Origin of the sequence: Palleronia abyssalis (assembly GCF_900302445.1) — a bacterium.
Taxonomy (GTDB): Bacteria; Pseudomonadota; Alphaproteobacteria; order Rhodobacterales; family Rhodobacteraceae; genus Palleronia; species Palleronia abyssalis.
In genome coordinates this window covers 146,750-164,906 of record NZ_ONZF01000009.1, presented here as the reverse complement: position 1 = coordinate 164,906, position 18,157 = coordinate 146,750, and the positions used below count along the sequence as shown (strand labels likewise).

Sequence of the window (18,157 nt, the reverse complement as noted above, 5' to 3'; positions counted from 1 at the left end):
TGGATGATAGTCGCCGGCCTTCTGGCCGGTGTCTTGCCCGTTCTGGCCGAGACGATCGCGCCGGATGACACGCTCGAAATACGGGTGATGGAATGGGACGCGATCGAAGGAGAAATGGTCGCTTGGTCGGGGTGGACGAGCATATACACAGTTGATGCCGATGGAGCGATCGTTGTGCCCTTTCTCGGAACGCTCAAAGCCGCCGAAACCCGTCCTGCAGATTTGGGGGGCAGTATTGCAAACAGGCTTCTGGACCGCCTGGGGTTGATGGATGAGCCGGCTGTCACGGTCACGATCACCGAACGCCCGCCTGTTTTCGTATCGGGGCTGGTCCGTGATGGGGGGCCGATGGAGTACCGGGATGGCATGACTGCGCGCAAGGCATTGGCGCGAGCGGGTGGCATTCCCCTGACCGGCATCGAGAGCACTGACCCTTTGCGCGCCCGGCTTGAAGCGGAGAACCGGCTCGAGGATCTTCGCCGGCGGGAAGACGAGCTTGCAACGCGGGCGGCGCGTCTCGGGGCCGAAGTCGACAGGTTGGACGCCATTGACTTCCCGCCATTGCTTGATCCGGCGGCCAATGGCGTCTTGCGGGAGAGGGAGCGTCGGCTGTTCGAGATGAACCGGGAGGAGACCGAAAGACGGCTGTCGCTGATCGAGGGCAGCCTCAGGTTGCTGGAGAACGAGATCGAGACGCTTCGGGAAAAGCTCGTGCTCATCAATGACCAACTTGCGACGGCACGTGAACAGCTGGAGGCGACCCGAGGTCTGTCCGAACGAGGTTTGGCAAACAACGCGCGGCTTTTGAGCAGCCAGCAGCAGGTGACCTCGCTGCAATCGCAGGATTTCGACGCCGGCAGCGCCATTTTGCAGGCCCAACAGGATATTGCCCGCGCCGAGGCCGAGCGTCTTGAGATTGTTCAGGGTCGTACCGCCCGGCGTTTGAGCGAGTTGCAGACCACCACATCACAATTGGAAGACACACGCTCCGAGCGCGAGCTCCAGCGGCGCATCGCCGCCATGCTGACAGCGGTCGAAGATCCCGAAGAGGCTCTGCAAGTCACGATCCGCCGTGGGCGAGAGGACATGCTTCAGGGGTTGGATACGATTCTTGTTCCCGGAGATATTGTCGAAATACGTCTGAAGCCGGTCGAAATTTCCGGATGAAGCTGTCCTGAAAATCGGGCCGCGAGCCTTCGCATCCAATTACTTCGGAGAAAGAAGGTATCTTGCCGGCGGAATGTCTTTTGATCCCGGCCAGGCAGCATGGATTTTGTCCCGCACGACACCTCGGCTGATGGCGGAAAAAGCGGGAAGGGAACGGGTCGCGAAGTGGAGCGCTTCCTTCATGCCGCGCTCTTGCTTGATCTCGAGGAATGCGTGCAGCCAATGTCGCCGCCGCAGATGGGCCAGATAGTCGTTCAGGATACTGCGCGTCTCAGGGTCAAGGTCCTGGTGAGGATAGCGAAGAGACGCTGTGAGGAGAGCTTCGAGATCCTTTCCGCGGTGCCGGCCCGACAGGCTGTCCGGGCGTACGCGCGCCACGTATCCGACACGCGAACTCACCCCGAAATTTGCGCCATGCAGCAGCATGCGGATATACAGGTCGCAATCCTCACCGAGCCGAAGAGTTTCGTCGTAGGAAAGGCCGTGGGTCTGGAGGAAGGCGCGGGAAATGACCGGCTTCAGGAAGCCCAGTTCAGAGCGCGTGGCTTTCGGGTGGGGAATATTGCCGCGGATGAACTCTTCGAGCGTCAACATTTCCAGGGCCCTGACATTCCCTCTGTCGATATCGCCCGGTGCCACGGGGCATTCCCGGGCTTCGGGGACAAACAGGACGTTGTCCGCAGCAATGTCCCATGCGCCCTGATCGGGTAGAAACGCAAAGCGATCGGGGAGGTAGTAGTCATCAGCGTCGAGAATAGCGATGAATGGTGCGGAACTGTTGGCGATGGCCAGGTTGCGGCCCGCTGCTGGACCGATGTTTTCTTCCGGGCGCAGGATTTTGAGGCGTTCGTCTTCCTGACCTGCCTTGCGGGCGGTTTTGCCGGTTGCATCGTTCGAGGCGTCATCGATCACGACGACTTCGCTTACGAGCGGTTGAGCCAAGGCGGATTTGACGGCATCCGTGATCGTGGCCTCTGCATTATAGGCGGGAATGATCACGCAGATGCGCTTGGCCGGTAAGACGCCTGTCATCGGGTCTTCCGTTTTCTTGCCGGGGCCATGGTCAAAATGCTGCGGAACAAATTGGACAGGATCAAGCGCAGACTTTCCCGGCCGAAGCCGAGATAATCCTCGCCACAGAGCTCGAACAGGATGATACGCTGCCGCGGCCACGGCAGCCCAGGCACCCAGGGCGTTATGGCCATGCGACGTAGATCTTCCACGCCCAGACCGGAAAACGGCGTTCGGGGCGGCGCAATCGGCCTTGGCAAGCTGCCTGCATGCACAGCGTCGAGAATACGCAAGCTCAAAGCAAGTGTCTTCTCGAGGCCAGCCTTCCTGGCCGTATCGGGAAGTGCCCGGAGTTGACATGGGTCCAACGCATGTAGCGCGGCCCGTAAATCCAGGACCGCTGCAAGCATCGGTTCATGCGCTCGAAAGGCTTTGGCGATTGTTATGGCCCCCAGGAGGCAGCAATCGACTGCACAGGGGGTTTCGACGATTGTCCCTTCGGCTTCGATCTCCACCCGCCGGTCGATGAAGCGATCGGGTGTCAGGGGGCGAGGAAGACCTGCCTGCCCGAGACCATGATGAAGATCGAGGACGGCTTCGTGGTCGGGACGGGTCAGGTGGATCTCTTCCAGAAAATGGGTCCACCAGAACGAAAGGTTACGCTCAGTTTTTTCGAAACCGGCCTTCCGAAGCAGGGTGATTGCGTCCTTCCTGTCCTTGGGGCGCACTAGGATGTCGATATCGGCCGAGGGTTTGCGGGCGTAGGTTCCGTACAGCGCTATCTGTTGGGGGGGGCCTTTGAGATGACAATGCTCTATACCGGCATCGCGCAGTAGACCCGACACCCGCATGCCCTCCAGCAAGCCGCGCCGATTGAGCGCAAGGGTGCGCAACCGGACCAGGGCAATTCGGGAAGCGAGTTCGCCGCAACCTTCCGGCAGATCCTGCGGATGAGTTGGTAGAATGGGGATCACCTTGTTCAGCCTCGCAAGCTCAAAAAGCCGTTCCGGATCGATCGATCCGGGCGAGGGTGGGGCCTGCGGTTTTCCGGTCGGGGAGCGGGTCGCGAAAAGGGTATACGCAACTTCACCGTCGCAAGATTCGCCGGCGACCTTGGCGTATTGAAATGGTGCGAAAGTCATGGATTAGAAATGGGCGAAAGAGCTGAGGGGGGATTCAACCCTTGGTTGTCTATATCCATGAATTATTCATATTTCGGCTTCCTTGCGCCCAGTGTGAGGCGGTTTGGCCCGTGGAGCTCGTTGACATGGTCAGGATCAGATCTAACATGACATTTACTCGGTAATCAAAGTTTTAGGATAACGAATGATGAAGACGTATACTGCACCACAACTCAAGTTCGAAGGCAAACTGGAAGCGCTGACGCATGGCCAGTCGAGCGGAACCCGAATTGACGCCGCGTTCGGCGCCGGGACTCTGGTGTCAGAACTTACCTTCTCCTGAGCAGGCATGCTTCTGATCTGACGGATCTGGACGCAACCATCCGTTCAGGTCCGTCTTTTGTTGACAACCAAGCAGTGTCCCAAGAGGTTTGCCTGTCATGCGCTATCGCCCCGCACCTGATTGTGTCGCGTGCGAGTATGGCGATGGCATCGCCATACTCGATATAGCCTCAAACTCTTATTATACGCTCAATCCTGTGAGCGCCGTGATCTGGACGGCCCTTGCCGAGGGATGCGACACCGACGAAATCGTCTCGAGAATCGTGGGCGAGTACGACGTGTCGCCGTCTACCTGCCGATCTGATACGGAGCGCCTGCTTGACGATATGGCGCAGAGAAAGCTGGTTGAACCGATCGGTGGGGAATGAGTCTCCGTCAATTTCCGAACAAGGTGAAACTTGTCTTCGTTGCTTTCTGGGTCCTGGTTTTCGTACGGACTGCTTTGAGTCTTCGCAAAACCGGTCTTCTTGAAACGCGCATAGCAAGGTATGCCGCCTCGAACTCTCCAGTGCCCGGGTGTGAGGTCCGTGATCTGCGAGAGGTTTCCTGGTCCGTCTCGGCCGCAAGCCGTCTTGTTCCGGGAGCAACGTGTCTTACTCAGGCTTTTGCCGGGTCATGGCTACTTGGCCGCAGGGGCCATGTGACCGAGATCCGATTGACCCTTCCCGTCGAGAAAGGCTCCGGTTTCAGGCCTCATGCCTGGCTCATGCATGGGGATGTCATCGTTCTGGGAGGGCCCAGGGACGAATACATCCGGCATCGCCCATTCAAAGCCGTGGCAGAGGTGAGATGAGCGGAATCGCCGCCGTTGTCGATTGGGGGGCAAATTCGGGAAGGGTATCACGATCACTGCCGATCTTGCGAAACAGGCTACGGCATCGCGGGGCGAGGGAGCCCGAATGCTGGCAGGATGACCGGGTCGGCCTTCTGCGGTTTGGTGGCCCGGAACCTGCCTCTCCCGCGACGGCATCCTTGCAGCTTCGTGAGGGCGGCCCTGTTCTGACAGGGGATTTGGCGCTTACCAACGGCCCGGCGCTCGCCGAGGAGACCAGAAACCGCTACCAGGGAGACTCGGTCGCGCTTCTCGATGCTTTCGATCGTTGGGGCGAGGATGCTGTAAGCCGGCTGGAAGGCGAGTTTGCCTTCGCTCTTTGGGTTCCGGCAAGTCAAACACTCTATGCGGTCCGGGATCGGTTCGGCATTCGGCCCTTGGCGTTCTCGAGGGATCCGCATGGCCTTCGAATTTCCAGCGAACCGGCGGCCCTGACCGGTCCGAACGCGGCAATTGACGAAATCTGGGTCGCTCAGTTTCTTGGCGGGCAGAACTTCTCCGAGACGAGAACTCCTTTCTCGGGCGTCGAGCGACTGGCCCCCGGGCATGTCCTGATCGCGCGCAAAGACATGTATTCAGTGCGCCAATGGTGGCAGCTCGCGCCGCGGGTGCTCCCTGCAAAAGAGGCTCCTGATGCCCTCGCCGGCGCTCTGGAAGCCGCCGTGGCAGAGCGAATGACCGACAAGACCGGCACGCTTCTCAGCGGTGGACTGGATTCAAGCGCATTGACCTGCCTTGCCGCTCGCACGACGAAACGGCGCATCACAGCCTACTCGCTGCGCTACGAAGCCTTGCCGGAACTCGATGAGGGGCCTTTCATCTCGGCGGTCCGATCAACCGGCAACATATCCGGGGTAGATATTTACCCTCGGTTGGGAGAGGGCTTCGCAGCGGCGGACATGCTTTTCGAAGAACAAGGTTTTCCGGTCATGGCGCCGAACCTTGCAACTTTGCGTCAAGGTCTTGAACATGCGGCGCGGCAGGGGATGCGCGGCCTGATTGACGGGCATGGGGGTGACGAAGTCGTCGGTGCGGGAACCTGGCATTTCGAAACGCTGGCACGTCTGCACAGGTGGGGTGCCTTGTGGCGATTGCTGCAAAATCATGACCGCTTCTCGCATGTCTCGGAGGGCCGCCATACGCTGCTTTTGCTGGCAAGCCAGCACGCGCCATGGCCGATCCGATCGCTTTTGCGTTTGGGAAAGAAACCGTCTGATACATCCGCCTGGCGCGATCTCGTTGATCGCGGGCTGGCGGACCGCAGCGCTCTCGTGGAACGGGTAAATGCCGCGCTGGCCCGATGCCATGCAGGCCTTCCCGCGCAAGCGCGTCGGCATGCGTCGGTCATGGTCAATCCGGCGACATCCGACGGGTTCGAAATACTTGACCGGAGCGCTTCCCGGGCCGGGGTGCAGTTGCATTTTCCATTCTACGACCGACGGGTCGTCGAGATTTGCCTGGGGAGCTCCGATGCGGATAAGATTGCAGATGGGGTTCCGCGCGCACTTTTGAGAAACGCCATGCGAGGCATTCTGCCGGAAGTCGTCCGATGTCGCCGCGACAAGACCGACTTCATGGCCGAGTTGGAGCGGAGCTACGCGGCAGACCCGGGCGGTCATTTCAAGGCGTACCGCAAGGGGTTTCCGGAGCGTCTGGAAGGCTATGTCGACCCGGATGGACTGGCGCGTACCATAAGGTTTCTGGATGGTGCTGCGGAACGGCCCGAGGCGTTGATGAAACTCTCTCGGGTCTACTGGCTGGACCGGTGGCTGGAACGCCGCGAGAAAACGAAAACAACCAAGGTAGAAGCATGTCTGGAATGATCGATCCGTCAAACGGTGGCGGGTCTGAATTTCGCTATCACTGCTATGGCTTTGACGTGATCTCCGAAATGGCTCTACCGGAGTTGGCGGCCTGCCACGGATCGAGAGTGGCCGGGGCTGTCCTTGATATTCGGCGTGATCTTCTCTGTCTGCCGCCGGAAATCCGGGCACTGCCGGTCTGGTCGGAATTCACGGAAGAAGGGTCGTTTTTCTGGTGGGGCACCGTGGGCGGGTTTCATGTCGATGCCCAGGGGCATTCGATCCGCATCGAGGTTGCGGACGGGGTGTCTGACGACATGGCTGCCTTTCCCCTTTTGGGTCCGGTCCTGTCGGAAGTTCTTCGGCGCCGCGGCTTTTTTGTGCTTCACGCAAGTGCGGTAGAAATCGACGGGGTGGCGGTCGCCTTTCTCGCAGATAAGGGTGTGGGAAAGTCGACCACAGGCGCCGCGCTCCTGGATCAGGGGGCGCGAATCGTTGCCGACGACCTGGTGGCGATCGATCCGGTCACGGCTGTCACTCAACCCGGATTTGCGCAACTCAAGCTTTCTCCTCACAATCTTCCGCCGCGGGCAACGCGCGATGATTGGGTGGTGCGCCCCCAACCCCATCCGGCGATCGACAAGGCCCGGGTCATGGTTTCCGATACCCTGTTATCGGCGGCCGTTCCGGTGCGCCGGCTCTACGTCTTGGAACGCGGGCCTATCACGATCCCCCGGATCGAACCGGTTGATGTCGATCGCGCGCTTCCTGAACTTCTGAAATTTGCCTATGCCGCCCGTTTTGGTGAGAAATTGTTGAAAGGCCCTGCGGCCGCCCGCCATTTTCGATCTGCGGTCAGCCTGACGACCGCGACCTCCCTTCGGCGTCTCGTTGTGCCGGATGGCATGGAGCACTTGCAGGATCTGCTGAATGTGCTTCGCGGGGATCTCTTCGATGATCTCGGGGGCTGCGAATGAGTGGCAGTCCCGATCAGGCCGGACCTTCGCATGTGGATGCGAACTCCAGCCGATCTGTCCACTTCAAAACCGATCTTCTGCAGATCCTGCGCGAATTGCGCGCGTCCGGGTCCAGAAAGTTCTGGTTGGCCCTGGGGTTCCTCGTTCTTGGAGGTTTGACAGAAGGCATTTCCATTCTTGCGCTTCTTCCCCTCTTGCAGCGACTGGTACAGTCCCCTGAAGACGCGGCCGAGGTGAACTTGGGAGTGGACGTAGGAGGTCTTTCCTTTCCGGATTTCACGATGACCCTACCAGGGATCCTGATCTGTTTTGTTGGTCTGGTCGTGATGCAAACGCTTTTCAACCGCTTCAAATCCGTTTTTCTGAGCGACCTTCTTTACGATTTCTCGAACCGGCGGCGTCTGTCCTTGTTCAAGGCTCTTGGCTCCACCCGGTGGGACCGCATCACCAGAATGCCGCTTTCTCGGGTCGAACATGCATTGACCGGAGAAATCGAGCGCATTTCGCTATGCGGATTCTGCCTTCTTTCCATCATACAAAGTTTGGTGATGATCGGTATTTACGTCGGGTTGGGATTTGCGGCCTCACCGCAAATGACGGCAGGTATGTTATTGTTCGGCATATTGGCTGCAGTTTTCATGCGCCCGTTCCGCAAGCGAGCTGCGTTGTTCGGCCAACTCCTGCAGGAAAGCCGCAGCAGCCAATTCCGGACAGTCTCGGATTTTGTCGGCGGCCTCAAAGGCGCTCGGGCAACCAATAGTGAGGACGCCTATTATTTCACGTTTTCCGATCTCCTCGTGCGAAACAAGGCCGATGCGCGGACGTATGTCCGCTACGAGGCGATGGGATCGGGAATCTTCCAGCTGATGGTGGCTGGTGGAGCGGCATTTTTCATATATGCCTCCTTTATATGGCTTGAACTGGATTTTGCCCGGGTCGCGGTTCTTCTGGTGATCGGTTTACGGATCGCCCCTCGCTTCCTTGGGCTGCAAGGCCAGGTTCAACAGCTTCTCATCGATCTTCCCGCATGGCGCTATATATACAATCTGGAACAATCCCTAACAGCCGACAGGGATGATTCGATCCGGAATGGAGTGAATGTCCCTCCCCTCAAGGACGGTATCAAGCTCCGCGGGGTGAGCTACGGCTACGAAGGCTCTAAGACGCCGGCGTTGAACGACATCACTATGCAGATCAGGGCCCGTCGGATTACCGCGTTGATCGGACCTTCCGGCTCGGGGAAAAGTACTATCGCAGATCTGGTGACGGGGCTGATCCGGCCAAGCCAAGGTGATCTCCTGTTTGACGGGCGCAAGCTGTTGCCGGAGGAGATCAATGGATGGCGTGCGCGCATCGCTTACGTGTCGCAGGATAGTTTCCTGACCGGTGGCTCGGTGCGCGACAATCTGATCGCCATGACAAACTTCGGTTCGGATGATCGCAGTCTATGGAACGCGCTTGAGCAGGCAGACGCTGTCGATTTCGTGTCTGCTCTGCCCCACGGACTTGATACACTGATCGGAGATCGGGGCGTTCAGCTCTCCGGCGGGCAACGCCAGAGAATTGCACTCGCCCGGGCGTTCCTCAGGTCTCCGGACTTTCTTGTCCTGGATGAGGCGACCAGCGCGCTCGATTGGCGGACCCAGGAACGTATTTCGCAGACTGTCTGCCGGTTCGCGGCGTCAGGAGTGACGGTTCTCATCATCGCACACCGACCATCCATGATCTCTTTCGCCGATGAGATTTACGCTCTGGATCATGGACGCGTTGTCGAATTCGGCGGGGGAGAGGAACTCCTGACCAGGCGCAGCGGGGCATTTTTCGATATGATGGTGAAAGAGAATACGACGGTTCCAGATTGACGGCGATCAAGCGGATATCACGCATGCCGGCGACCTCAGGTATCCATTTCCCTATGGTGGTCCAATCCGATTTCATCGGAACGACGGTCGGCTTGAAGGGTACGCCTTCTGCGCTTCTCCGACACCGCCATGCCCACGATGAAACCCAGGTAGACAATCTGGGACATAACCAATGTCACCAGACACCATACCAGTATCATGGTAAGACTGAACCCCGCTCCGGCCATGAAAACGGCCTGTCCAATCAGAACGAGCCCCAGGATCCGAAGATAGTTTCCTAAACGCATGACTTCCGCTTCCCCCACTCTTCTATAGCCAATTGACACCTTGAGCAAAAGCTCAATCAACCTAAAGTTGAATCGTGACGTTCTTGGGAGAATTGTTGTCAAGCTGTTGGATTGGTGCCACTGAGATAGGAGTCGTAGTCGGCCATATATCTCGCGCTGTCGGTTTCGCTGGCATATGCGCTAAGCCGTCTGAGATCGACCTTGTTCAGGGCAATGCCCAGAAGCTTTTCTTCGAGCCCTGGGGTTGAGCGTATCAGGCCGCTTACGAGATTCTTACTTGTCTTGCCCCATTCGGCGATCATGACGAGTTGGTCAAGTTCGCCAAGGATGCCCCGTACATCAGTAACTGGCCCCATGGGTGCTAGGTCTAGAAGAATATAGTCGTATTCGTGGCGTAGGTCATCGAGAAGCGCCTTGAATGCGGCGCTGCCCAGTATTTCGCTGGCATGCGAGAATTCATCAGGCACCACACAGGGGATGAAATCGACGCGCGTTCTGTCGATATCGCGGCAAACTTCATCCCATCTAATATTTCGGGTGAGCACATCGAGTAGCCCTTTCGGGCTGCGTAGTCCCATGCCTGTGGCAAGTCTTGCAAGTTTTGTGAGTCCGGTACGGTGGGGGTCGGCATCAATCAGAATGACTGACGATCCCGTTTCGGCAATAACAGCTGCCAGATTGAGGGAGGTCAGTGTTTTACCCTCTTCTGGCTGCGCGGAGGTGATTCCCAAGACACAAGATTGCCCCGACGTCAGGCTAAGCTGGCTCGAGAGGCGGATCGTTCGCAGAGCTTCCGCATACTGCGATCTCATATGGAATGGCGCATAGATCGGCGACAAGTTTCCGACGGCAAACGAGACGGTGGTATTCTTGGACGAGGTGCTCTGGTCAGTCTTGGGTAGATTGGGCAGATTGACCCGGGGCAGATATCCCAGGAACGGGACACCGAGTTCGGCATTCACCTGATCGGAAGTTCGCAGGAAACGGTCGCGCCACTCGGCTATTGTCGTTATGGCCAGGCCGGTCATCGCGCCTAGGACGAGACAGAGAACAAGGGTTTTGCTTGTACTTGGTCCGGAAGCGGATCGAGGAATTTGCGCCTCCCTCAGGAGGCGTACGTTGGAAATCGGAAAGCTTCCTTGCTGATCGACCTCCTGAAACTGGGCCAGGAAGGTCTGATACAGGGTCGAGAGAGTTTCGGCCCGATCCTCGAGTGTTCGAAGTTGAACCTGCGCCGGACCGAGATCGACATCCTCGCTTACGGCATCCTGCAGGCTCTCTCGAAGAGCGGAAACGCGCGCTTCTGCGAGGGCTTCCTCCCCGCGGGCTTGTTCAAGAAGGCGTTGTATGGAGGCATAAAGCCGGTCGGCCGCCTGTTCCACGAGGCGTTCACTGGGGGCAAATTGCGGGCTGTCTTCACCAAAGCGAGTGCGAATTCGTTCAAAGGAAGCGATCGCGTTGGCCAAGGCAATACGGCGTGTTTCGAATTCTTCATCTTCGGTCGAAGGCAGGCCGGACGGAGCCCCGCTGAGCAAGACATCCTGCCCGCGGTCGACAACAGCCTGCATGGCACTGACCCTTGCGCGGGCGCGGGCGGCCTCGGAAATCGCTGTCGAGAGCTCAGAATTGATTGTCGCCACCGCATCCTGGGAAATGGAGGCATTCCGGTTCGTCACCAGTCCATTCTCCGCCCGGAACTCTTCTGCCGCACGAGCGGCCTCCCGGGCGTCCGTTTCCAGCTCCGTTAAGCGACCCTGCATCCACTCGGTCATACGCTCCGTGGCATCGAAGTTGGCGTCCAGGACATCGGACACGTAGACAGAGGCAAACGCATTCACGATGTTTGCGGCAAGGACAGGGTCGTGAGACCGATAGGATATGCCGAAGGCGGAGCTTTGACCGACGCGGTACACATTCACATTCTGCTGCAGAACCGTTGTGATCATGGTGATGCGGGCTTGCTCCTGGGTCTGGACCTGATCTTCGGAGGGTGTTTGGGAAAGCCCGGCATCCGGGTCATCCACCGCGGAGAAGTACTCCGTCATCAGCTCGATGGGCCGCCTTACGGTCCCGCGCACGTAAGAAATGACTTTTCCCAGCAGGGAGGATGGCGGGGCGATGAACGCGGGATCGTCATATAGTTCGAGACGCTCTGCCACGCGCCTTGCGACCGGGTCCGAAGTAATGACGAGCCGGGCACTTTCCATTGCGGCATCGCCCGTTGCCAGATCCGCGAAGGGGGAGACTTGCTGAATGGCACGGTCGATATTGCGGTCGAGCAAGACCATTGCGGAAGCGTCATAATATTTTGGCGTGGTAACCACGTAGACAAGTCCGAGAATGACCCATGCCACCAAGGCGAGCACGATCGCGAACTTCCGCCTCCTGAGAGCGGCGAGCAGCCTGGAAAGATCGACAGTTGCCGTCTGCATGTTGCGTGTTTCCCTCAACTCGGAAGGACCGTCGCTGAAATGAAAGCCGAGTTTCTTCACGTCGCCGAACTCACCTCCCTGGAAGTTGCATTTTCGGTATAGCGAGCCCGGCTCATGCAAGAAGCCGAGGAAATTTCGGTATGCAGGGAAATCCGGATCAAGGTCATACTATTCAATAATACGAAGAACAGGGCGCCAAGAGCGTTCGACGCCGAGACGCGGCACACCGGGCATCGCAATGCATTTCGGCCCGGGCGCGGCTCCCCTAGCGGGTTGGTCCGACGACTTCCAGAGCGTCTCTTCGCCCCCCTCAACATCATGCGCCGTGCTGCGCTGCGGCCATGAGTTCCCGCGCGGCCCCTTCGGCCGTACTTTGGGGGGCCAAAAAATGCTTCATCGGCACCCGTGCCGGAGCCAGGTTGCGCCAAGGACCGCTCACCGATCAAGGCGGGTTCCGAAAGAGCGCGCCGCGGAATGCGGATGTTTTTGGTATTTGGCGTTCTGCGCATGTCAGTAGCAGGCCCACCTTCTGTTGATCTCGACGGCAAATCGTTTTGGTGAGGGCGTCCGGCCCTTGGGAACTCGTGGTAGAAGATATTGTCACTGCGCGATTTAGGCTGCGCCGATCTCGGCTTCCTGTTAGACTGCTTTCGCCGAAGGTGACAGCCGTTGCACCCAAAACCCGAGCGACCATGCCAGATGCATGAGGCCTGCAATCGGCCCTGACCAAAAATTGCGCGGGTCACGGGTGTCAAGAGCAATCATGATCCCTGCCGCGACGCACCCCATCCCCCACAATGCTGCTGGAAGTGCAAAAATCCAGTGGATAGGCGCCAGGAAGCTGCAAAGAACGGCCGGGGCCAAGGCAGCCACTATTTTTTGACGTGTTGCCGGCTTCATTTCGTGTTTGGAGAGGTTCCGGGCCCGGCCATGGCCGAACTTGAAGTATTGCCGTACCAATGCCGGGATGGAGGCCCGAGGGTAGTAGTCGATCGAACTACGTGCCGTGAGCCAGATTTTGCATCCAGCGCGTATCAGACGGTGATCGAGTTCGGCATCCTCATTGTGGGTAAAGGAGGGGTCATATCCACCAACCTCCTGAAATGCCGTGATGCGGATGAGGGCGTGATGTCCATGGTCGACCCACGCGCCATGACCTCGGTTGCGGTGCGCCGAACCGCCGTTCCCGAACCGGGAATTCTGTGCGGCGGCCACCAGCCTTTGCATGGGGGTGTGACCGACTGCGTTCATCCGCACCACGACGCTGTCCGCCCCCGTTGCATCCGCTTCGGCGAGAAGAATGTCGCAGAAGTCCGGAGGATAGTTCGAATGGGCATCCATGCGGATCAACCAAGTCCGGCTGTCACCGAACTGTTCTACCACTCTGTTGACTGCGGCACTTTGAAAGCGCCCTGGATTGTCGATCAATGCAAGCCAAGAATGTCTTGCCGCAAGCGTCCGCACAATGGCACATGTCCCATCGGAGGAGCCGCCATCCGCGACCACGACAAGGGCGCTGCAGCGTTCGGCAAACGGGACCAACGTCTCGATAACCGCCCCGATATCCCGTTCCTCGTCGAGGGTCGGAATGGCAATTAGCACGCTCATATATACCCTCGTCCGGTTGCGGCGGGGGAAGGCTTTGGGCGTCTTGAAATCGTTCGGAATGCCTCGACCAAGGAAGTGCAATCCTCTTTTCCGGCACACCATAGCGCAGCTGGCAAGGCCGCCATCTTGCTGCGTTCTGCTAGGATGCTTTCCGCATCCAGAGCCCCGAGGCGGTCGATAACAGCGTCTTGGCCGGGATTGGGAACGAGAATACCGCAGTTGAGCGCCGCAAGTTTTCGTCCCACCTCGACTTGCGCGAGTGCAATCGGAACGGCGTTGAACAACCCGCCTTCGTAAAGCCGGTTCGGCAACAGCCAGTCGGAATTGCTACCGGCATCGAACCTGTCGATCAGCCAGGCAAGATCGCAACTTCCGTAGATTTCAGGAAGATCGTCCGGCCAGCAATAAGGGCCGTGGAACTCGAGATCGGGGTTTTGGGAGACCCGGTCGTGAAAATCCGGAAGGACGTCGAGGGCGGGCTTGCCGCGCAGCACAATGCGGTACCGTCCCGGGGTGGCCCGGGTCATGGCGTCAAGTGTTTCAAGCGACCAGCGACATCGAAGAATGCCGAACCACCCAATGGTTATGCGTCCAGGCTCCTTTGGAAGAAGGCGGGCGGGCCGTGAAGGTACGCCCGTCAGCGTGACGACCTTGTTTTCGAGGATCATCAACTGAGGCGATGGCTGCCCGTACGGTGCAAGGTAGTTCTTCAAGAACCCGGGTGACGAGATCAGAAGCGCTGCACAGCTGCCTAACAACCTTGCTTCGAGGGCGCGCAAGCTTCTTGCCACCCGTCCCGGTCCCAACATCATGCGATGAATGTCGAGAAGTTCGTAGGCAAGGGCAGGGCGGGGGGAGGGGCCTCGAACTGCTGCGCGTCCGACGAGCAACATCTCCAGGTTCCGGGCCACCACGAGATCCACGCAATCCAATTCCTGGGCGCGCAGTTTCCCTCTGATCAACGGAAGCAGACGCGCAACAGACAGGGCGCGGGCGACCATCTGTCCATTTCGTGTCCGCCCAAGTACCAACGCGTCGCGTGGAAGAGCGCCCGTTGCCCTGCGGAAACCTGCGACAGCCACGTCAGCCCCCCCAGCTTCCAGCATCGTGACGCGGCGCCAGATCGCAGCATCGTCGAGATCATGGGCGAGATAGAGTATTTTCAAGAAAGATCGTCCATCAGAATGCGGGAGCCCGGGTATAAGTGCCTCGTCGCGCTTTTTCAGGCAGGGCCGGACGATTTCCCGGCAACAGGGCTGTTTGCGTGCCGATCTCCCGGGAATGTCGCTGCGCATATACTACAGCCATGACGGTCAGGATCGTCACCACGTTGAACTGGGAAAAGAAGACCACCTCGCTGTTCATGAGGATGAACTGCCGAACCATGAACCCGGCGAAGAAAAGTGTCTCTGCGCTTGGGCTGACAATCGCCCACCGTAATATTACGAAAAAGGCATAATAGAACAGGATAGCCTGGAGTGCGACACCTACCAGACCTATTTCCACCGCGTTCGAGATAAGCGTATGGTGGAAATGGAAGCCCTGTTTCGATGCGATCCCGAATTCACGCCAGATATCTTCCGCAATCGGGTTCCCGGGGACCCAGAATCCCTGGTATCCTTGTCCCAATAACGGATACTGGGCGATTTCGGCAAATGCGATCTCCCACAAGACCGTCCGCCCCGTCAATGTCACGTCCTTGCCCGTGAGATCGAGAATGAACCGGGAAAAAGCCTCGAAATTACCGAGGATGATCACGATCGTCAGCATGACGAGGAGCCCGGTGAAGACCCCCATGACGATCCGGTAGATCGGTGGAAAGCGATGGAGCCTTGCAATGACGAGCACACTGAAACAGGCCATGGCGGTTGCAATCAAGGCCCCCACCGACTCGGCTCTCACTAGAAGCAACAGACCCATGGCCAGTGCGAGCGTTCCCAAAAAGCGCCACGGCGGATCGAACCGGTGATCGAGGATTATGGCCAGGCCCACGAGAATGTTGAGGGTGGAGAACTGGGCCAGCGCATTCTTCGAGCCGAATATGCCCACGGAGGCTCCGCCGGCACTCGAGCGCTCCAACGCCAGACAGGCCAGCCCCACCAGCAGACCCGTTACGACGACGACCCGGAGGAGGGATGTCATCGACAGACGGTAAGCCGCTGCAATCGCTATTGCAAAGGTCAGACCGAGCTGGATCCCGTATCGCAAGGACGCCGGCGGCGTCATCGACCACAGGAAAGACAGGCAGCACCAAGCGACCAGCGCCCATAGAAAGAGAGATGCTCGCACCTCTGGCAGGACGGCTCCGGGCCGGGAGAATACCAGGCTCAAGCATGTCAGCAGGAACAGGACCGCTGCCATGGAACCGAACAGGACCGTAAAATGCAGAGCCATCAAGCCGGCGCCCAGAAGAACGGCGCTGGGGGAGATCGTCAGGGTATAGGACTGGCCCGTCACGGCAGGTCGCAGGTGATTGAATCGGGGAAACTACAGTCCATGCCAGGGGGCGTGTAGGCGAAACGCGTGATTTCCATCACGACGGGCGTACCGGGCTTTTCGTATTTTCCCATCCATTCCGAAAGCGTCCCACTTCCCCAGTGGCTAAAATAGACTTTCATGCGGCGGGACGGAATTGGATCGGTTACGTCTCGGACGAGCTCCCCGTCCACGAACCATCTCACCCGGTCTGGCTCCCAGATCAAGGCATAGTCATGAAACCCTTCGGGATCGCCTTCGAAGGTAATGGTTTCGCCTTCCCCCCTGTCATCCCCGTCCACCCAGTGATTGAGCCACAGGAGGTTGGGAGATTTGGTCAGGAGTTCGAAATCGATTTCGTCATGTGGCTGGTTATGGACTGGACCGGCGTAGAGGAAGAAGGCCGCATTGAGACCCGATGCGAGATCGGTGCGCATGCGAACCTCGAAAGTGCCGTAGCGAAACCATGCGCGGGTCTGGATCTCGGCGCAGAGCGGGTCGCCACCGGTCACGTCGGCCGACAGGAACTTGAGTTCCACGCCTCTGTCTTGCGACTTTGCCAATGCGTCGCCCGACCAGGTGCAATTCTGGTGGTCCCCGTTGCTCCAACCCTCGGAGACGTACCACCGCTTCCGGTCGAACCGCTCGAACTCGTCGAGGATTGGGGAGGTGGTCACGCGCGACGTATCCTGCGCGACCGAAGGCGAAAGCGGCGTGACGAGGATGCCCGCGAGTAGAGCCATACGCGCAATTGTCGTGAAAGGTTGAAGTGACATGGGGAACGGCTTCCATCCGTGGCGTAATTTACCTTCGTAGGTATGACGGCTGAAGTAAAATGACAGCTCTGCAGATCGCCCGAGACCCCGAGATCTTGATTTCAGCAAGTGCTGACCGTGGAAAACATCGTTGCCATCCCCAGATCGGGCACTCCTTATGCGCGTTGTATGGAACTTGTTGCTGACTGGGGTTGGACATGACGAAGGTCTCGGTGATCATGGCAAACTACCAGGGCGAAGCCTACATCGAGGCCGCGATCGCGTCTGTCATGCGCCAAACGCATGCCGACCTCGAGCTACTCATCACGGACGACGCCTCTCCGGACGGGTCCGTGGCGGTGATACGAGCCTGGACTGCCCGTGATGAAAGGGTCGTTCTCCTCGAGAACGAAACCAATGTCGGGGTATCGGCCGCGCGCAACCGGGCTCTCGATCAGGCATCGGGCGACTGGATTGCCATCATGGACAGCGATGATCTGATCCACCCCGACCGGTTGCGCCGCCTGCTTGTCGCCGCACGCCAGGCTGGCGTTTCCATGGTCGCGGACGACATGTTGTTTTTCTCGGAGTTTCCCGACGGGGCCGGTCGTACGCTTCTGCAGTCCCTCGGTCTGAAATCACCCCATCGTATCGGGGCAGCGGATCTCATCGCCTCCGAAGACCCCGCGCAGAACCAGCCGCCCTTCGGGTATCTCAAGATGCTGATCGCTCGTGATGCGTTGAATGGATTGAGGTACGATGAAACCTTGGAAATTGCCGAAGATTTCGATTTCTACACGCGCCTTATGCTGCAAAGGGGTGACTGCCTTTTGCTCCCGGAGCCGATGTATCTTTACAGACGGCATTCAGCATCGCTTTCCTATCGATTGTCGACCAGGGCGTTGGGCCGCATGCTCGCGGCCCAGGAACGCATGGTTGCTCAACAGACCGTTGCGGCTGACTTGGCAGACGCCCTTCGAAGACGTATCGGCGCCCTGAGCGGGGCGCTTGAGTATCAAGGTCTGGTAGAAAGCCTGAAGGCGCGCCGGAAAGTCGATGCGATCCGCCGGCTCCTGAGGCGACCGCGATCCGTCATCGATCTGTTCACATCGCTCTCAGAACGGCTACGGCGCCGTCGTCCGGCGGCAAGATCACCTCTGGAAATCCGTATCCGGGCGGCCACGGGCGGACCCTGTGAGGATGTGCGGCTCGAGCAGCCTCCCTCTCCCGGTCTGGAGTGGGCTTCCCCACCGGCTTCGGTTGCGGCCAAACTATCCGATTTGGCTGCAGCTCACAGACTGACGGTCACGGCGCAGGGGCTCGCCGGGCTATGGTGGTTGTGGCTGGTTCCATCCTGGAGCGAGGCCCGTGTTGAACTGGCGGCAGAAGAGATCGGGACACAAGACCTCCCCCTCCCGGCGGGTGCGGAACTCATCCCGCAGCATAGATAATATGACTGCCCGCGGTTTGAGGTCAGATTGTCGCC

General features: G+C 58.8%; 15 protein-coding genes. 8 read left to right on the top strand and 7 right to left on the bottom strand.

From position 1 onward, the window contains the following. Positions 1–3 precede the first annotated feature (3 nt). Complete coding sequence (locus tag PAA8504_RS16675; RefSeq protein ID WP_146190520.1) at positions 4–1,167, top strand: polysaccharide biosynthesis/export family protein; 1,164 nt, start codon at positions 4–6, stop codon at positions 1,165–1,167. A 39-nt stretch (positions 1,168–1,206) separates the two neighbouring features. Here PAA8504_RS16675 and PAA8504_RS16670 read toward each other — a convergent pair whose 3' ends face one another. Continuing rightward, positions 1,207–2,199 (bottom strand): glycosyltransferase family 2 protein, encoded by a 993-nt coding sequence (locus tag PAA8504_RS16670; RefSeq protein ID WP_181375846.1) that lies wholly within the window; start codon positions 2,197–2,199, stop codon positions 1,207–1,209. Continuing rightward, entirely contained in the window at positions 2,196–3,320 is a 1,125-nt protein-coding gene (locus PAA8504_RS16665; protein ID WP_108895334.1) for a nucleotidyltransferase family protein, read from the bottom strand. Before PAA8504_RS16665 ends, PAA8504_RS16670 begins: the two co-directional genes overlap by 4 nt. A 184-nt stretch (positions 3,321–3,504) precedes the next feature. Here PAA8504_RS16665 and PAA8504_RS16660 point away from each other — a divergent pair, with 184 nt between their 5' ends. The 6 genes from PAA8504_RS16660 to PAA8504_RS16635 all read left to right on the top strand — a co-directional run bounded on the left by PAA8504_RS16660 (position 3,505) and on the right by PAA8504_RS16635 (position 9,114). After that, entirely contained in the window at positions 3,505–3,642 is a 138-nt protein-coding gene (locus tag PAA8504_RS16660; protein WP_108895333.1) for a putative RiPP precursor, read from the top strand. A gap of 97 nt (positions 3,643–3,739) precedes the next feature. Beyond that, positions 3,740–4,009 carry a PqqD family protein gene (locus PAA8504_RS16655; protein ID WP_108895332.1) on the top strand — a complete coding sequence of 90 codons (270 nt, stop codon included), beginning with the start codon at positions 3,740–3,742 and terminating at the stop codon, positions 4,007–4,009. Beyond that, the gene (locus PAA8504_RS16650) at positions 4,006–4,434 is read left to right on the top strand and encodes a lasso peptide biosynthesis B2 protein (protein WP_108895331.1); all 429 of its coding nucleotides are present in this window, start codon (positions 4,006–4,008) and stop codon (positions 4,432–4,434) included. The genes PAA8504_RS16655 and PAA8504_RS16650 overlap by 4 nt, the downstream gene beginning before the upstream one ends. Next, the gene (locus tag PAA8504_RS16645; protein ID WP_108895330.1) at positions 4,431–6,296 is read left to right on the top strand and encodes an asparagine synthase-related protein; all 1,866 of its coding nucleotides are present in this window, start codon (positions 4,431–4,433) and stop codon (positions 6,294–6,296) included. The genes PAA8504_RS16650 and PAA8504_RS16645 overlap by 4 nt, the downstream gene beginning before the upstream one ends. Next, positions 6,293–7,252 carry a phosphoenolpyruvate carboxykinase (ATP) gene (locus PAA8504_RS16640; protein ID WP_146190519.1) on the top strand — a complete coding sequence of 320 codons (960 nt, stop codon included), beginning with the start codon at positions 6,293–6,295 and terminating at the stop codon, positions 7,250–7,252. Before PAA8504_RS16645 ends, PAA8504_RS16640 begins: the two co-directional genes overlap by 4 nt. Then, positions 7,249–9,114 carry an ABC transporter ATP-binding protein gene (locus PAA8504_RS16635; protein WP_108895328.1) on the top strand — a complete coding sequence of 622 codons (1,866 nt, stop codon included), beginning with the start codon at positions 7,249–7,251 and terminating at the stop codon, positions 9,112–9,114. The genes PAA8504_RS16640 and PAA8504_RS16635 overlap by 4 nt, the downstream gene beginning before the upstream one ends. A 385-nt stretch (positions 9,115–9,499) precedes the next feature. Here PAA8504_RS16635 and PAA8504_RS16625 read toward each other — a convergent pair whose 3' ends face one another. The 5 genes from PAA8504_RS16625 to PAA8504_RS16605 all read right to left on the bottom strand — a co-directional run bounded on the left by PAA8504_RS16625 (position 9,500) and on the right by PAA8504_RS16605 (position 16,659). Then, positions 9,500–11,893: a Wzz/FepE/Etk N-terminal domain-containing protein gene (locus PAA8504_RS16625; protein WP_146190518.1), complete on the bottom strand. Its 2,394-nt coding sequence runs from the start codon at positions 11,891–11,893 to the stop codon at positions 9,500–9,502. A 579-nt stretch (positions 11,894–12,472) separates the two neighbouring features. After that, on the bottom strand, positions 12,473–13,441 hold the full coding sequence (locus tag PAA8504_RS16620; RefSeq protein WP_108895325.1) for a glycosyltransferase family 2 protein: 969 nt from the start codon (positions 13,439–13,441) through the stop codon (positions 12,473–12,475). Then, entirely contained in the window at positions 13,438–14,607 is a 1,170-nt protein-coding gene (locus PAA8504_RS16615) for a glycosyltransferase family protein (protein ID WP_181375844.1), read from the bottom strand. Before PAA8504_RS16615 ends, PAA8504_RS16620 begins: the two co-directional genes overlap by 4 nt. 13 nt (positions 14,608–14,620) lie before the next feature. Further along, positions 14,621–15,898 carry an O-antigen ligase family protein gene (locus tag PAA8504_RS16610; RefSeq protein WP_108895323.1) on the bottom strand — a complete coding sequence of 426 codons (1,278 nt, stop codon included), beginning with the start codon at positions 15,896–15,898 and terminating at the stop codon, positions 14,621–14,623. Next, positions 15,895–16,659, bottom strand: a complete 765-nt coding sequence (locus PAA8504_RS16605; protein ID WP_181375843.1) for a family 16 glycosylhydrolase — start codon at positions 16,657–16,659, stop codon at positions 15,895–15,897. The genes PAA8504_RS16610 and PAA8504_RS16605 overlap by 4 nt, the downstream gene beginning before the upstream one ends. A gap of 230 nt (positions 16,660–16,889) precedes the next feature. Between PAA8504_RS16605 and PAA8504_RS16600 the strand changes: the two genes are divergently transcribed. Further along, positions 16,890–18,122 (top strand): glycosyltransferase family 2 protein, encoded by a 1,233-nt coding sequence (locus PAA8504_RS16600; RefSeq protein WP_108895321.1) that lies wholly within the window; start codon positions 16,890–16,892, stop codon positions 18,120–18,122. Positions 18,123–18,157 lie beyond the last annotated feature (35 nt).

What these genes read in the sequence shown, in the direction of transcription:
- PAA8504_RS16675 (WP_146190520.1), top strand. Translation starts at nt 4, where the DNA reads ATGATAGTCGCCGGCCTTCTGGCCGGTGTCTTGCCCGTTCTGGCCGAG.
- PAA8504_RS16670 (WP_181375846.1), bottom strand. Translation starts at nt 2,199, where the DNA reads ATGACAGGCGTCTTACCGGCCAAGCGCATCTGCGTGATCATTCCCGCC.
- PAA8504_RS16665 (WP_108895334.1), bottom strand. Translation starts at nt 3,320, where the DNA reads ATGACTTTCGCACCATTTCAATACGCCAAGGTCGCCGGCGAATCTTGC.
- PAA8504_RS16660 (WP_108895333.1), top strand. Translation starts at nt 3,505, where the DNA reads ATGATGAAGACGTATACTGCACCACAACTCAAGTTCGAAGGCAAACTG.
- PAA8504_RS16655 (WP_108895332.1), top strand. Translation starts at nt 3,740, where the DNA reads ATGCGCTATCGCCCCGCACCTGATTGTGTCGCGTGCGAGTATGGCGAT.
- PAA8504_RS16650 (WP_108895331.1), top strand. Translation starts at nt 4,006, where the DNA reads ATGAGTCTCCGTCAATTTCCGAACAAGGTGAAACTTGTCTTCGTTGCT.
- PAA8504_RS16645 (WP_108895330.1), top strand. Translation starts at nt 4,431, where the DNA reads ATGAGCGGAATCGCCGCCGTTGTCGATTGGGGGGCAAATTCGGGAAGG.
- PAA8504_RS16640 (WP_146190519.1), top strand. Translation starts at nt 6,293, where the DNA reads ATGATCGATCCGTCAAACGGTGGCGGGTCTGAATTTCGCTATCACTGC.
- PAA8504_RS16635 (WP_108895328.1), top strand. Translation starts at nt 7,249, where the DNA reads ATGAGTGGCAGTCCCGATCAGGCCGGACCTTCGCATGTGGATGCGAAC.
- PAA8504_RS16620 (WP_108895325.1), bottom strand. Translation starts at nt 13,441, where the DNA reads ATGAGCGTGCTAATTGCCATTCCGACCCTCGACGAGGAACGGGATATC.
- PAA8504_RS16605 (WP_181375843.1), bottom strand. Translation starts at nt 16,659, where the DNA reads ATGGCTCTACTCGCGGGCATCCTCGTCACGCCGCTTTCGCCTTCGGTC.
- PAA8504_RS16600 (WP_108895321.1), top strand. Translation starts at nt 16,890, where the DNA reads ATGACGAAGGTCTCGGTGATCATGGCAAACTACCAGGGCGAAGCCTAC.